The organism is Kribbella caucasensis (genome assembly GCF_004361855.1).
GTDB classification, from domain to species: Bacteria; Actinomycetota; Actinomycetes; order Propionibacteriales; family Kribbellaceae; genus Kribbella; species Kribbella caucasensis.
The window spans coordinates 259,964-272,860 of record NZ_SNWQ01000003.1 but is presented as its reverse complement, the minus strand read 5'-3'; the positions used below and the strand labels follow the sequence as shown (position 1 = coordinate 272,860).

Genomic DNA, 12,897 nt, shown 5'->3' with positions numbered 1-12,897 from the left:
GGAGGCGGCCGACCTGCCGACATTGGTCCGGGCGCCAGAGCGCAAGTTTGCGATCTAGTAGACCGTCGCGTCTAATTGTTGGGGTATAGGTGGCGGAGTTTGATGCGTGCGTCTTGGGTGGTGAACTGCCAGTCGACCTGACGTTGGGCGGTGTTGGTGGCTTGCTGCCAGGCGGCGAGTTCGGTGTTCAGTACTGCGAGGTCGTCGAGCCGGCGGTCCAGGCATTGGCGGGTGAGTGCGGAGAGTTCGATCTCGGCGATGTTGAGCCAGGAGCCGTGTTTCGGGGTGTGGTGGATCTCGAGTCGCTGCGCCAACGCGAACGCCTTGGCCGGATCGAACGCCTCATAGAGCGATCCGATGGTGTGGGTGTTGAGGTTGTCCATCACCAGCACCACCTTCTCGGCGTCGGGGTAGTCGAGGGTCAGGAGCCGTTCGACCTGGTGGGCCCAGTCGGTCCTGGTTCGCTGTGGTTGGGCGTCGACGCGCCGCCATCCGGCCAGCGGCTCGACCCAGCAGAAGATCGAGCAGGTGCCGCGGCGGACGTACTCGCTGTCTTCCTTCAGGTCCTGTCCCGGTGTGGCGGGGATCGGGTCGCGGGCGTGGCCGAGGAGCTGGTAGGGCTTCTCGTCCATGCACACCACCGGCCTGGCAGCGTCGTGGGGGCGGGCATAGACCGCGAGAACGTCTTCCATCGCGGCGGCGAACTGCGCGTTCGCCGTGGGCGGGATGGTCCAGCACTTCTTCAGATGAGGACGCAGCCTCGTTTTTTTAACACCCGCCCGATGGTGGAGTGATCCAGGTCCGGAATGTCCTCGACCAGCGCGACATGCTTTTCCAGCAACCGCAGCGACCACCGTGTATAGCCCTTGGGTGGCTGCGAGCACGCCAGCGCGATCAGCCGGGCCTCGACCTCGCCGGTCACCGGAGAGGGCACCGGCGGATGCTCCCGCTGCTTGCGCGAGATCGTGGCGTCCACATCGCCGCCGGTCTCAGCGAACCGCTGAGCGACCAGCCGCAGCATCTCGGTCGAGACACCAACCCGGGCCGCGATCACCTCCTGCGAATCGACCTCACCCACCGAGGTATCCAGCGCGAGCAGCACCCGCGCCCGCCTGATCACCGCGGCCGGATGCACCCCCGTCGTGGTCACCCGAACCAGCCATTCACGATCCGTGTCAGCCAACCTGACCGGACGCTTCACCTGCGAGCCCACGACAACAGTCCTGTCTGGCAGAGGGGAAGGAAGATCTGCCGACCTCTAACCTCCCAACCAGACACCCCAGACCTAAGCAGCGACACGCTACTAGTGCCTTTCCAAGAAAGGTCGGGGTTGCAATCGTGTCGGGTTGACCGGTCCGGTGGTGAGTCTGAAGGCTTGCTGGCGGAGGTGGTGACGGCTCGACAGCCTGAGGTGTTCGTGCGCTCGCTGGAACCTGAGGGAGTTGGGCCGGTCTCTTCCGCAAGGGCGGCCGCTCACGAGTGCTGACGACGCTGGGGTGAGACCGCGCACGCAGCGGCAGGCGGTGGGCGGAACCTCGGCCCATGGCGGGATGAGGGCGCAGGGTCACGGCCTGACCCTGCGTCCTCAGGTGGTGCATGCTCCTTATGCGTGCGCTGTCACTGGCGGCGGGCCGATGCGTACGTGTCCCAGGCGGCTAGGGCTCTTACGTAGTAGGCCGCCCGGTAGGTCGTGGTGTCGTAGCCGTTCCACGCTTCGGGAGTGTTGAAGGCGTAGGCGCCACCTGCGGCCGCGGTCGGGCTGTAGATCTGGTGCACCAGACCCTCCGCGAGCTCGTTGCCATCGGCGATCAGGTCGGGCCGTCCGAGCCGTCGGCCTTCCCGGATGAGCGTTCCGGCGAACTCGAAGTTCGTCCCGGTCCACACCTCCGCGGCCTGGAAACCGAGTTCCCTGGGCCGGTTAGGCAGCACCGGGTAGGGCTTGCCCCCGTTCGGGACGAGGTTTGGCGCTCCGAGCATGTGTCCTGTGGAGTCCTTCACCTGCGTGAGATGGTCGAAGGTGTTGGTCAGGTGAGCGGCCACGCGTTCGGGCGGATTGATGTCGGCCAGCCCGAGCTGCTCGGCCACGTGCTGAGGCCACAGCACGTCGACGAAGACGTCGGTGGACCTCTCGCCTGCGTCGGTGAACTTGTAGTAGCTCCCGGTCCAGAAGGCGGCCTCGTACGCGGCCTGGGAACTGGCCCGCGTGTGGTTGAGGGCGTCGACATCTACCGCCGAGGCTGCGGGGATCCCGAGCCGTCTGGCGTCCTCAGTAGCGGCTGCCATGATCTCTGCGGCCAGGATGTACAGGCCGGAGTTGTAGACGCCGTGCACTCCACCGGACTGCCCCATCACGTCGTAGGTGCTGGCGAAGGTGGCCGGCTCCGTGGGCAGCGTGTCTCCCTGCGGTATCCGAGGCAGGACGTCGTGCGTCCAGAGGCGGAGCATCGCCGGGTAGGCGTCGCGCAACAGCGAATCGTCGCCCGAGCTGCGATACGCGCCGTAGGCACGGATCAGGTACTTGACCGGACGGTCGAAGAAGGTGGTTTCGGGTACGGCTGGGCTGGTGGAGGTCTCCCAAAGCAGCCACGGCGCGCTCAAGTGCCACCAGAGATAGCCCTCGACCGGAGGGTTGAAGCCCGGGCTGCCGGGCACTCGGCCGTTTGGGTCTTGGGCAATCATCTCGGAGGTCGCGCGGACCCAGTCGGCTTCGATGGAAGGAAACAGCTCGCGCAGGGCGATCGCCATCTGCCCCTGGACGTCGGTCTCACCGGCGTCGGCCCAGCCACCACCCGTGAGCGTGTGGAACAGGTGGGTGCCAGGGACCGCCGAGCCTGGTCGGGGTACTCCGGTCTGGTGTGGAGTGGAGACGAGGCCCGCTTCCCAGAAGGAGCCGTTGAACGTGAGCTGACTGAGTTCGTTCAGCGCGGCCATGCGGATCGCGGGCGACACCGTGTCATCGAATGCCACCGGCTTCCACCAGCGTGCCACCGCTTCCGCTGCCTCGTCCACGCGTGCGAGGTTCCGCGCAGCGATGGCGAAGCCCTGGTTGCCGGGATAGCTGCCCGCGATGTAGTTGTTTTGTGCGTCTTCACGGGCTCCGTAGAAGGAGGTGTAGCGCCGCATCCAGGATGTGTCGCCCGCAGTACCGAAAGTGATCTGTGGGAAGTCCCAGGCCAGGACGAAGCGAACGGTTTGCGTTTGATGAGCTGGCAGGTTCATCTCAACTGCGAGGGCACTGGCGGAGTTGCTGCCGTCGAGGGCAGCGTTGGGGAGGCGACCGGTTGCAGTGAAGGGGGTGTAGATGTCAGAGCCGTCGCCGTCGGCGTTCCAGGAAGTTACGTACGTGACTCGCTGTCCGGGTTCACTTCGCACAGCAGTGGTCCACTCGCTGTTCTGCGAGTCTGCGGTGTTGGTGGGGCTGGAGGCCCCGAGCGTGATACCGGTGATCTTGTTACGGTGATCCACGGTCTCGTGGCTGGTGTAGCCCGTGCGGACGCTGGGCACGGAGCTGGGGGTGTTCTGCACTGTGCTGCCCACGTGAGCTGGAGCGTTGGGGAAGGTGAACATGGTCGACACCTTCGTCGTCTTGCTCGTTTCGTTCGTGAGTTCCACCTCGAAGTAGGCCACGGGTTGCGAGGAGAATTCGTCGTTGCCGGCCACGATGGGTGTCCAGAACGTTGTTGACACGGATGTGGAGGGCACGGGGTCGGCGTAGTCGATGCGGCCGAAGGGGTAGAGCGCGCTGTATGTCCCGCTCCCAGCGTCCAGTGTCGACCAGGCAGGGAGGACGGACCCGAACTCGGAGCTGTTGACGGCGAGCGTCTTGGTCGAGGCGGTTCGGCCTTGCTGCTGTTCGCGGATGTGGATGGCAGCCTGGGGCAGGATGCGCTTCTCGTAGTTCGAGTTTGTGGATCCGCCCATGTTCCACGGACCGAAGGTCCCGGCCTGGTTGATCATGAACGAGCCTGCTCCGAGTCCACCGAGCGGAATCCCGAGGCCGGGCTGGGCCATGGGGTTGCCGAGCGCGAACGGCGCGGTGTCGGGTGCGGAGGCGTCGCCTGCGCACCGTTGCCAGTTGTGAGGGCTACATGGGGTGCTTCCAATGACTCCGAGGGGTCGCTGGTATGCGGCGTCACCCAGGGCCGTGTGCCCCGCCGGTTGCGTGGCGGGCGGGAGCGCCTGCGACGCTAGGGCTGGTGCGGTGCCGGCGGCGGCTATGGTGGCTGCGACAGCAACGGCTGCCAGGCGCTTGCGTCCGCTGCGGCTACTGAAGAAGATCGGCTCTTTCATCGGGATGTGGCTCTCTTCCGGTCGGCACTGTCGATGGGACATTCCGAAGGCGTCCGAGGACGGCCTTTGGGGTTGATGGGCACTGGAGATCAACAGCCAGCGCGTTCGCGGCGGATCCGCGAGCGGCCTGCTCCGCCCTGTGCGGAGGGTCCTCGCGACTCACCGCTAGACGTGCGGTGCCGGCGCCGCGGCACCGAAGGCGGTGGACTCGGCTAGCTCGCGTAGCGACTGCTGGTCGACGCCAAACGGAGTGGTTGCGATCTCTGTGAAGGCGGCGCGGAAGATCGGCTCAGTGAGGTCGAAGCCGTTGGGTGTCAGGACCCAGGGCAGGGGTTCAGGCCGACGTGGAGCTTCGGCATCAGGTGACTCCTTGGGAGGTTGTGGTCAGCGGCCGGCGAGGGATCCGCCGATGCCGCCGACGCTGAAGTACTTGTTCAGGACCGCGAAGACGACGGCCGGGGGCAGCAGCATCACGACCGAGACCGCCATCACCGAACCCCAGTCGACGGCGTTCTGCTGGAAGAAGGTCTGCATTCCGATCGGGAGCGTGAAGATCGAGCTGGACCGCAGGAAGACGAGTGCGACCAGGTAGTCGTTCCAGGCGAGCAAGAACGCGAAGATCGCGGTGGACAGGATGCCTGGCAGCGAGTTGCGCAGCACGATCTTGGCGAACGAGCCGAACACCGAGCAGCCGTCGACCCAGGCGGCTTCCTCGAGGGCGTGCGGGATCGAGTCGAAGTATGCCGCCATCATCCAGGTCGCCACCGACATTGTGCTGGCGACGTACACGATGACCAGGCCGATGAGGTTGTCGGTGAGTCCGAGGCGGGCGAACAGCACGAAGAGCGGGATGATCGCGGTGATGACCGGCAGTGACTGGATCACGAACAGCAGCAGAGACAGGCCCGAGACCGCTTTGCTGCGTCCGCGGGACAGGACGTAGCCGGCCGGCGCGGCGACAATCACGGACACCAGGACCGTGGCTAGCGTGACGCCCAGGCTGTTGGCGAGCCAGATCCGCACGTCGGTGTTCGCGAAGACGTTGCGGAAATTGTCGAATGTCAATAATCCGCTCGCCCCGGACGGGCGGAGCGACAGCAGGAGCGTGGCGAACACCGGGACCAGGACGACGAGCGTGACGATGACCAGGACGGCGAAGCGCCACCACTGGCCGCGGGTGCCGGGCTCGCGTGAGGTGATCTCACGGGAGGCGATCAAGCTCATGCGATGTCCACCTTTCGGATCTGGCGGTAGAGCGCAGTGGAGACGATGACCAGGACGAGCGTCATCAGGAACGCGATCGCGACGCCGGGACCGGTCTGCAGGTCTTGGAAGACGGTGCGGTACGCCAGCACGACCAGCGAGGAGGTGGCGTCGACAGGTCCGCCGCCGGTAAGGAGGTAGATGGTCGGGAAGTCGTTGACACAGAAGATCGTCATCAGGATCCAGGAGATGTACGTCGTCCTGGAGATCAGCGGCAGCGTGATGTGGACGAATTGCTGCCTCCTCGAGGCGCCGTCGATCCCTGCGGCTTCGTAGACCGTGGTGTCGACCGCGGCGAGGGCCGCCGACGTCATCAGCATCATGAAGGGGAAGCTGACCCACACCTTGAACACGCACACCGTGACAGCCGCCAGTGTGGGGTCGGCGAGAAAGTGCACCTCGCCCAAGCCGAGCTGCGCGACCAGGGTCGGGATCGGGCTGGTCGGCGTACCGACAAGCCAGTTCCAGGCTGTTGAGGACACGACGATCGGCACGACCCAAGGCAGCATCAGAAGTACCTTGAAAGCGGTCCTGCCGGGGATCTTGGTCCGCAGCAACAGTGCGAGGCCCAGGCCGACGAGCCAGCTGCCGAAGACACCGCCAATCGTGAAGATCAGCGTGAACCGGGCGGCGCTCCAGAATCGCGGGCTGGTCAGTACGTCCGCATAGTTGCCGAGTCCAACGAAATCGCCGGTCACGATCAGTGTACCGTCGCGGACCGACTGGGACGCCGCGACGACAAGCGGGTACGCGTTGATCAGCAGCAAGAGCACGACACAGGGGGCGGCCAGCAGGATCATCGTGACCGCCGTGCGGCTGATCCGCGGACGATGCAGCGATTCCGCGGTTGTGGCTGCCCGGCCGGCCGGCACGGTCCCCGGTGGGGAAGTCTGCTCCAAGCTGGTTGGCCGCGTCATCGCCTGACGACACCTTCCAGACCGCGCTGCAGGGTGGTGAGAGCGGCCTTGGGATCGGTCTTGCCCTGCAGCATGGTCTGCGTGAATTGGACCAGTGCCTGGCCGCCGTCCACTGCGGCCAGGGCGGCAAAGGACTGCGTTCCGGTGGCCGCGAAGGTCTTGCACACCGGTATCCACTTCTCCACGATCGCCACCTGGTTCGGGTCCTTGGTGTAGTAGTCGGCGGTGGTGATCGACTTCAGCACCGGCACCGCCATGCCCACCGGGTTCTCCCAATAGGTGTGGAGCTGGCCCAGGTAGTACTTCAGGAACGCCTCCGAGGCCTCCTGCGACGGGGTGTTGGTGTACATCATCAGGTTGTTCACGTAGAACAGCCCGGCCGCGGTCCCGCTCGGGCTCTTCAGCGGGGCCGCGACCAGCAGGTCGTCGGCTACCTTCGCGGCCCGATCAGCCAGGCCTGGCGTGTGGATGCCGATGGCGGCCTTCTTGGTGTTCCACTGGCCGTCGAGGTTCTCGACGGTGTACGACACCGCACCCTTGTCGATGATGCCCTCGTTCGCGAGCTGCTTGACGAACTCCATTGCCTGGATGTTGGCGTCGGTCACGCAGTCCGGCTTGCCGTCGGCATCGAACAGGCCGCCGCCATTGTTGATCATCATGGCCACCATGGCCTGGACGCCGAAGCTGTTGCCGGTGCCGGAGCCGGTGGCAAAGCCGGAGACGCCGATCTTCTTCAACGCCTGGCCGGCCGTGAGCAGCTCGTCCCAGGTGGTCGGCACCTTGGCGCCGGCCTGGTCGAGCAGCGCCTTGTTGTACCAGAAGGGGCGGACATCGGTCTGCCACGGTACGGCGACGTACCCCTTGTCGGTCTTCATCGTGTCGATGACGCCAGGCAGGAAGTCGTCGTACGTGCCGTCCTTCTTCAGCGCCTCGATGAAGTTGTCGGCGTACGCGATCTGGCCCTGCTCGGCGAACTGGAACGCCTGGAACCCGGCGCCGGAGCTGACCGCGGGCCCGGTCTTGGAGGCGATCGCCGACGAGAACGTCTGGTAGAAGCCGTTCCACTGGATGATCTGGTAACTGGCCTTGCCGAAGCCCTGTGCCGGGGTGTAGCCGTCGACGATCTTCTTGCCCAGCACGTTGTACTGGGGGGCGCCCCACGGCATGTCCCAGAACTTGAGCTCGCCGGACGCATCGCCGGCCTTGCTCCCGCCACTGTTGCCGGAGACGTTGCACGCCGCCAGCGCCGGTGCCGCGATCGCCGCCCCGGCCAGCCCCAGGAACCCTCGGCGAGTGACTTTTCCTCGATTCATGGCTGCGTTCCTTCCGTGAGGTCGATCGAATCGGTGGAGACGCGGTCAGGCTCGTGCCTGCGCCGCGGATTGTTCCGAAAAGCGGCCAGTACGACCTGCACGTCGTCGTACAGGTCCCGCAGATCGGTGAGTCGATCGGCCGGGGCGGTGCCGTGCAGTCGCCGCAGCGCCGCACGATGGCCGGTCTCGTACAGGGTGGGCGCCAGTACTGCGCCATCGGGCCCGACGGTGATGAGCCGGGCGGGCTGTGCCGTGTCGCCGGAGGGAATCGTGAGCTCGACGCTCCCGTCGGAGGTCAGCAGGCGGACGGTTGCCGAGGCGGGTACGGCGGAGGTGCACACGACGCTGAAGTCCACTGCGAGACCATCGTCCGTAGAGCCCTCGGCATACAGCGCATGATCGGACAGGTACCGGACCGTTGCTTGGTGCACCGGGCCGAGGAGCGCCCGGATCAGCATCAGCTCGTCTAGCAGCGCGCTCGCGAAGTCGCTCCCGGGTTCCACAATCACTCGGCACTCGACCCGGCTGCTTTCGGCCGCGCGGAACGCCGGCGCGGCACTGTCGATCACCGGATTGGAGGCCCAACGTGAATCGACGATCACCGGCGCAGCCGCGGCCAGGAGGTCGGCGAACTCGGTGGGCCGCGGGTGCAGGACGACAACCGCGGTAGCACCCGAATCCAACGCTCGCCGAACGTCAGCGGGCCAGCCGCTCGACCCGTCGACGATCTTGACGTTTGCCGGATCCGGAAACGAAATCGGCAGCGTCGCCAGTGCGGATTGCACAGCGCTCATGCGGCCGCCTCCGCCTTGACGGCCGCGCGGACGGCGTCGGCAGCGGCATCGGCCACCGCGACGGCAAAGCGCAGGTCGTCGACCACTCCATCCAAGTCAGGCGGCGCGTCCTCGCCACGCACGATGGCCGCAAGCTCCAGCCACTCGGCTTCGTAGCCGTTGGAGGCACTCGGGCCGAACACCCGCGCCGACTCGGCGGTGGTCAAGGTGCTGACCGCAGAGCCCGCGTGCACGTACGACGGGGTGAACTCGGTGTGCAGCACTAGGTCATCGGCATAGGCATCGAGTACCCAGCTCGGCTGCCAGGTCTGCGACATCGCCGCATGCAGTTCCACAACCTTGCCGCCGACAACCATCAGGATCCGGTACCCGAAGGGCGTCACGAACGACGCGCTGATGACCCGCAGATCATCGTGACGAGGGAGCAAACTCCGGATCAATGGGAGGTCGTGAATCGCCAGGCCCATCACACCTGCGTGGACCATGTTGGCGCGTACCTGCACGTCGGAGACATCCACTGTGGGGAAGGCGGGGCGGGCGAGTACCTCCGTCGCCAGGTCCTCGAAGCGCGCGTTCGGTGGCAAGACGATCGACGACCGAATCGTGTGGCTGGCAGCCGGCAGGTCACCCCAGTTCGCGGTTGCGGCCCGCCACCCCAGATCGAAGGTGTGCATCGCGCCCACCAGAACGGGCACGCCGGTATCCACAGAGACTGCTGCGATGGCGGCGCCCTCGTCGGCCGACATCGCCAGCGGCTTCTCGCACAGCACTGCCTTCTTGCCGGCCCGGCACGCTGCGATCACGTGCTCCGCATGAAAAGCGTGCGGACTACAGACCGCAACGACGTCGACCAGCGGATCGTCGAGCAGCGCGGCGAGCGACGTCGAATGCGCCGCACCGACGCGTGCCGCGACGGTCCCGGCCAGTGTCGCGTCGATGTCATTGACATGGCGGACGGTGAAGTCATCGGTCAGCCGCGCCAAGGTCGGCAGGTGAATCGCCTGCGTCACCGGGCCCGAACCCACGAAACCGACTCCGAGAGTGGACTGCATACACGGCTCCTCACCAGAGCGAAACCCGACCACTCGGTCAGATTACGGCAAACGTAACCGCGTGGTACGGTTTCGTCAATGGTTCGACAGCAAGAGCCTGGGAGGATTCGTGGAAGCAGAGACGACGCCGGTGATCCGTGGGCCGTACCGCAGGGGCATCAAGCGGCGCGAGCACATCGTGAAGGCCGCTTCCGAGGTCTTCGGTGAGCTCGGGTTCGTCGGCGGCTCGCTGCGGAGCATCGCCCAACGGGTCGGCGCCTCGCACGCGACCCTGATCCAGTACTTCGGCAGCAAGGAAGGCCTGCTCGCCGCGGTCCTCGACGACTGGACGGAGCAGACCAAGCGGTCGCCGATGCTGGAGAGCCCGCGTGGTCTCGCGTTCTTCCGGCAAATGCCTGACCTGATGGACTTCCACGTCCACCACCGCGGCCTGCTCGAACTGTTCATCACGATCGCCGCGGAGGCGACGAACCCCAGCCATCCGGCCCGCGATTTCATCCGCCGGCGCTACACCAACGGCTTCCGGGTCTGGACCGGCAAGCTGCGCGAAGCCGTCGAGGACGGCGAGATCGCCGCTCTCACCGACGATCAGATCGAAGCCGAGATCCGAATCCTGACCGCCGTCCTCGACGGCCTCGAGTTGCAGTGGTTACTCGGCGCTGAAATTGACCTCCGCGGCTTGGTCGAAACCCACGTGGAGCAAGCAATCGCCCGCTGGCAGAAGCGTTGATCCCCAGAGCGTCACCGCGACGATGGATACCTCCTCCGCAATGGGACCAGCTGCTCACCGCGCCCGGAACCGTCGTACGTGGCTGCCGAGCCTCAGGACCTGCAGGACCGCAAGACCCTGCGGTGAGAACGGTCATGGCGATCTCCCCGCTGACACTTGCCGCCGGCAGGACCTTCGCCGCGTAGCGTGGCCTACGGCCTTCCGCGGCCCTGTCGCCGGCCGTCTGCCCCGGCACCATCGCCACCCCGATGGTCACTGACATGCTCGCCACCGGCGAGCTCGACCTCGATCAGGCGCTGGCGACCAGCCCATCAACCGGCTCGGCGAACCCGAGGGAAATCGCCGCCGCTGTGCTGTGGCTGTGCAGCCCGGACGCCAGTTTCATCATCGGTCCGCCCTCCCCGTCGACGGCGGCTACGCCGCCCGCTAGCCGCGCCACCCACCACCAGAGACAAGGAAACCGCTGATGAAGTACTCCGTCCTCGGCACGACCGGTGTGAAGGTGTCCCGGATCTGTCTGGGCACCGCCACGTTCGGGGTCGCCCCCACTGCGCAGGACGCCGACCGGGTCGTCGGCGCTGCCATCGACTTGGGCGTCAACTTCGTCGACACCGCTGACGTATACGGCAACATGCCGGTCTTCGACCGGCCCGGCGCCCCCGCCGCCGCCGACCGTGAACCCGCCGAGCAGATCCTCGGCCACGCCCTCCGCAACCGCCGCGACCAGATGGTGATCGCCTCCAAATCCAACGGAATCGTCGGACACGACATCAACGACCGGGGGCTGTCACGCCGCCACATCATCCGCCAGGTCGAGACCAGCCTCCGGCGTCTGCAGACCGACTACATCGACCTCTACTACGCCCACGATCCCGACCCGGACACGCCGTTGGAGCAGACCCTCGCCGTCTATGACGACCTCATTCGGCAGGGCAAGATCCGCTACGTCGGCCTGTCCAACCATCCCGCCTGGCAGGTCACCCAGGCCCTCTGGATCGCCGACGATCGCCGGCTGAACGCACCCGTCGCGGCCCAGGTGAAGTACAACCTCATCGACCGGACCGCCGAACGAGAGCTCGGACCCGCCTGTGATCACTTCGGGCTGTCGATCGTGCCGTACGCGCCGCTGCACGGCGGTCTGCTCGCGGACCTGGCCGTTCTCGACCGGGAGGTCTCCGGCGACCAGCGCTTTGGGGCGGCGGGGTTCAGTGAGGCCGAGATCGCCCTGGCCCGGGAGGCCGAGCGATTGAGCCGCGAGTGGGGCCTGAAGCCGTACCAGGTGTCGCTGGCCTGGCTGCTGTCCCGCCCGGCGGTGGCCTCCGCGATCGTCGGCGCCGAGACTGCCGACGAACTCCGCGTCAACGCCACCGCGGCCGACGTCGAGCTCGAACCGGCCCAGCTGGACGCCCTGACCGCGTTGGCCGCCGAACCCGCGGCCTTTGAGCACCGCGCCGGCGACGGCCCGGCACGGCCATCCACCACGACCGGCTCGGCCTCCTGAGCCCTGCTCGACGAGTAGCCCAGCCCTTCAACACCAGCAAAGGAACCTGCGATGCCTCGAGCCGACCAGGCCACCATCGACCTCCTGACCGACTACTTCGACGCCATGGAGGCCAAGGACTTCGACCGGCTCGGCTCCTTCTATGCCGATGACGTCTCGTTGACCTTCGCCAACGCCCCGACCATCAACGGGCGGGACGCCATGCTGGACCGAATGACGACCCTGCTCGGCAAAGTCACGTCGCTGGCCCACCCGCTGATCAACGTCTGGCAGGAAGACGATGGGGTGGTCATCTTCGAGGTCACCAGCATCTGGCGCTTCCACGACGACACCGTCATCAAGATCAACGCCTGCTCGATCTTCACCCTCGTCGACGGCAAGTTCACCGACCAACGCATCTACGTCGACAACGCCCCCGTCGATCCCTTCCTCAACTAGTCTTCGTGTCCTTGCGGGACGCCCGTCTGGCGTGAAAATGGGGGTGGTTGCCCGCCGACGTCGTGCTCGCTTGGTGCCGGGAGGCCGTCAACTAGTCTGATCGCTGGGAGCGTGATCTAGGGGCCCGGCATTGATGCCTTGAGCTCGAGAGTTCGCCTCTGTTCCCCCCGAACGCGACCTCATCCGCCAGCTCGAACACATCACCGGACGCAAGGTCACCCTCACCCCAGCCGCCGCCTGACCCACCGCGCCATCCATCACCCGAACCCCGACCACCGCCGGGGCCATGCTGTCGCGCCCTGGCTGAGCACCATTTTCGAGTTAGCCAGCGCTCCGGAAGGAGCCTTCGTGGCTCGCATCCTGATCACCGGTTCTGCCCAAGGCCTCGGCCGAGCCGCCGCCACCAGCCTGCTCGACGAAGGTCACCAGGTGGTCGTCCACGCCCGCGACACCAACCGCGCGGCTGCGTTGGACTGACCTGGCCGATCGCGGTGCGGCCCTGGTCGTCGGCGATCTCGCCAGCGCTCAGCAGACCCGCCACCTCGCCGAGCAGGTCAACCAACTCGGCCGCATGGACGCCGTCATCCACAACGCCGGCG

13 protein-coding genes are annotated in these 12,897 nt (G+C 66.3%); 5 read left to right on the top strand and 8 right to left on the bottom strand.

Annotated elements, in window-relative coordinates; translation table 11 throughout:
• Positions 1–71: 71 nt before the first annotated feature.
• The 8 genes from EV643_RS08625 to EV643_RS08595 all read right to left on the bottom strand — a co-directional run bounded on the left by EV643_RS08625 (position 72) and on the right by EV643_RS08595 (position 9,602).
• A complete protein-coding gene (locus tag EV643_RS08625; RefSeq protein ID WP_202869451.1) occupies positions 72–854 on the bottom strand; it encodes an IS630 family transposase in 783 nt (260 codons plus the stop codon).
• Complete coding sequence (locus EV643_RS44725; RefSeq protein WP_202869450.1) at positions 743–1,102, bottom strand: helix-turn-helix domain-containing protein; 360 nt, start codon at positions 1,100–1,102, stop codon at positions 743–745. Before EV643_RS44725 ends, EV643_RS08625 begins: the two co-directional genes overlap by 112 nt.
• Before the next feature lie 515 nt (positions 1,103–1,617).
• Positions 1,618–4,011, bottom strand: coding sequence for a GH116 family glycosyl-hydrolase (locus tag EV643_RS08620; protein WP_255512948.1), 2,394 nt, complete (start codon positions 4,009–4,011; stop codon positions 1,618–1,620).
• 663 nt (positions 4,012–4,674) lie between these two features.
• Entirely contained in the window at positions 4,675–5,514 is an 840-nt protein-coding gene (locus EV643_RS08615) for a carbohydrate ABC transporter permease (protein ID WP_133799455.1), read from the bottom strand.
• Positions 5,511–6,470: a carbohydrate ABC transporter permease gene (locus tag EV643_RS08610; protein WP_133799454.1), complete on the bottom strand. Its 960-nt coding sequence runs from the start codon at positions 6,468–6,470 to the stop codon at positions 5,511–5,513. The genes EV643_RS08615 and EV643_RS08610 overlap by 4 nt, the downstream gene beginning before the upstream one ends.
• The gene (locus tag EV643_RS08605) at positions 6,467–7,783 is read right to left on the bottom strand and encodes an ABC transporter substrate-binding protein (protein WP_133799453.1); all 1,317 of its coding nucleotides are present in this window, start codon (positions 7,781–7,783) and stop codon (positions 6,467–6,469) included. The genes EV643_RS08610 and EV643_RS08605 overlap by 4 nt, the downstream gene beginning before the upstream one ends.
• Positions 7,780–8,577, bottom strand: a complete 798-nt coding sequence (locus EV643_RS08600) for a hypothetical protein (protein ID WP_133799452.1) — start codon at positions 8,575–8,577, stop codon at positions 7,780–7,782. The genes EV643_RS08605 and EV643_RS08600 overlap by 4 nt, the downstream gene beginning before the upstream one ends.
• On the bottom strand, positions 8,574–9,602 hold the full coding sequence (locus EV643_RS08595) for a Gfo/Idh/MocA family protein (RefSeq protein WP_238165454.1): 1,029 nt from the start codon (positions 9,600–9,602) through the stop codon (positions 8,574–8,576). The genes EV643_RS08600 and EV643_RS08595 overlap by 4 nt, the downstream gene beginning before the upstream one ends.
• Positions 9,603–9,738: 136 nt before the next feature.
• Between EV643_RS08595 and EV643_RS08590 the strand changes: the two genes are divergently transcribed.
• The 5 genes from EV643_RS08590 to EV643_RS44720 all read left to right on the top strand — a co-directional run bounded on the left by EV643_RS08590 (position 9,739) and on the right by EV643_RS44720 (position 12,775).
• Positions 9,739–10,359 (top strand): TetR/AcrR family transcriptional regulator, encoded by a 621-nt coding sequence (locus tag EV643_RS08590; protein ID WP_133799450.1) that lies wholly within the window; start codon positions 9,739–9,741, stop codon positions 10,357–10,359.
• Positions 10,360–10,607: 248 nt separating this feature from the next.
• Positions 10,608–10,826 carry a hypothetical protein gene (locus tag EV643_RS46860; protein WP_202869449.1) on the top strand — a complete coding sequence of 73 codons (219 nt, stop codon included), beginning with the start codon at positions 10,608–10,610 and terminating at the stop codon, positions 10,824–10,826.
• Positions 10,826–11,860 (top strand): aldo/keto reductase, encoded by a 1,035-nt coding sequence (locus EV643_RS08580; protein ID WP_133799449.1) that lies wholly within the window; start codon positions 10,826–10,828, stop codon positions 11,858–11,860. Before EV643_RS46860 ends, EV643_RS08580 begins: the two co-directional genes overlap by 1 nt.
• 51 nt (positions 11,861–11,911) lie before the next feature.
• Positions 11,912–12,298: a nuclear transport factor 2 family protein gene (locus tag EV643_RS08575; protein WP_133799448.1), complete on the top strand. Its 387-nt coding sequence runs from the start codon at positions 11,912–11,914 to the stop codon at positions 12,296–12,298.
• Between the two features lie 348 nt (positions 12,299–12,646).
• Positions 12,647–12,775 (top strand): SDR family NAD(P)-dependent oxidoreductase, encoded by a 129-nt coding sequence (locus EV643_RS44720; protein WP_202869448.1) that lies wholly within the window; start codon positions 12,647–12,649, stop codon positions 12,773–12,775.
• The last annotated feature ends 122 nt before the right edge of the window (positions 12,776–12,897 follow it).

Bases quoted from the DNA above. Each gene is read 5' to 3' on its own strand.
- EV643_RS46860 (WP_202869449.1), top strand. From the start codon at position 10,608: ATGGTCACTGACATGCTCGCCACCGGCGAGCTCGACCTCGATCAGGCG.
- EV643_RS08580 (WP_133799449.1), top strand. From the start codon at position 10,826: ATGAAGTACTCCGTCCTCGGCACGACCGGTGTGAAGGTGTCCCGGATC.
- EV643_RS08620 (WP_255512948.1), bottom strand. From the start codon at position 4,011: ATGGCCCAGCCCGGCCTCGGGATTCCGCTCGGTGGACTCGGAGCAGGC.
- EV643_RS08600 (WP_133799452.1), bottom strand. From the start codon at position 8,577: ATGAGCGCTGTGCAATCCGCACTGGCGACGCTGCCGATTTCGTTTCCG.
- EV643_RS08605 (WP_133799453.1), bottom strand. From the start codon at position 7,783: ATGAATCGAGGAAAAGTCACTCGCCGAGGGTTCCTGGGGCTGGCCGGG.
- EV643_RS08615 (WP_133799455.1), bottom strand. From the start codon at position 5,514: ATGAGCTTGATCGCCTCCCGTGAGATCACCTCACGCGAGCCCGGCACC.
- EV643_RS08575 (WP_133799448.1), top strand. From the start codon at position 11,912: ATGCCTCGAGCCGACCAGGCCACCATCGACCTCCTGACCGACTACTTC.
- EV643_RS08610 (WP_133799454.1), bottom strand. From the start codon at position 6,470: ATGACGCGGCCAACCAGCTTGGAGCAGACTTCCCCACCGGGGACCGTG.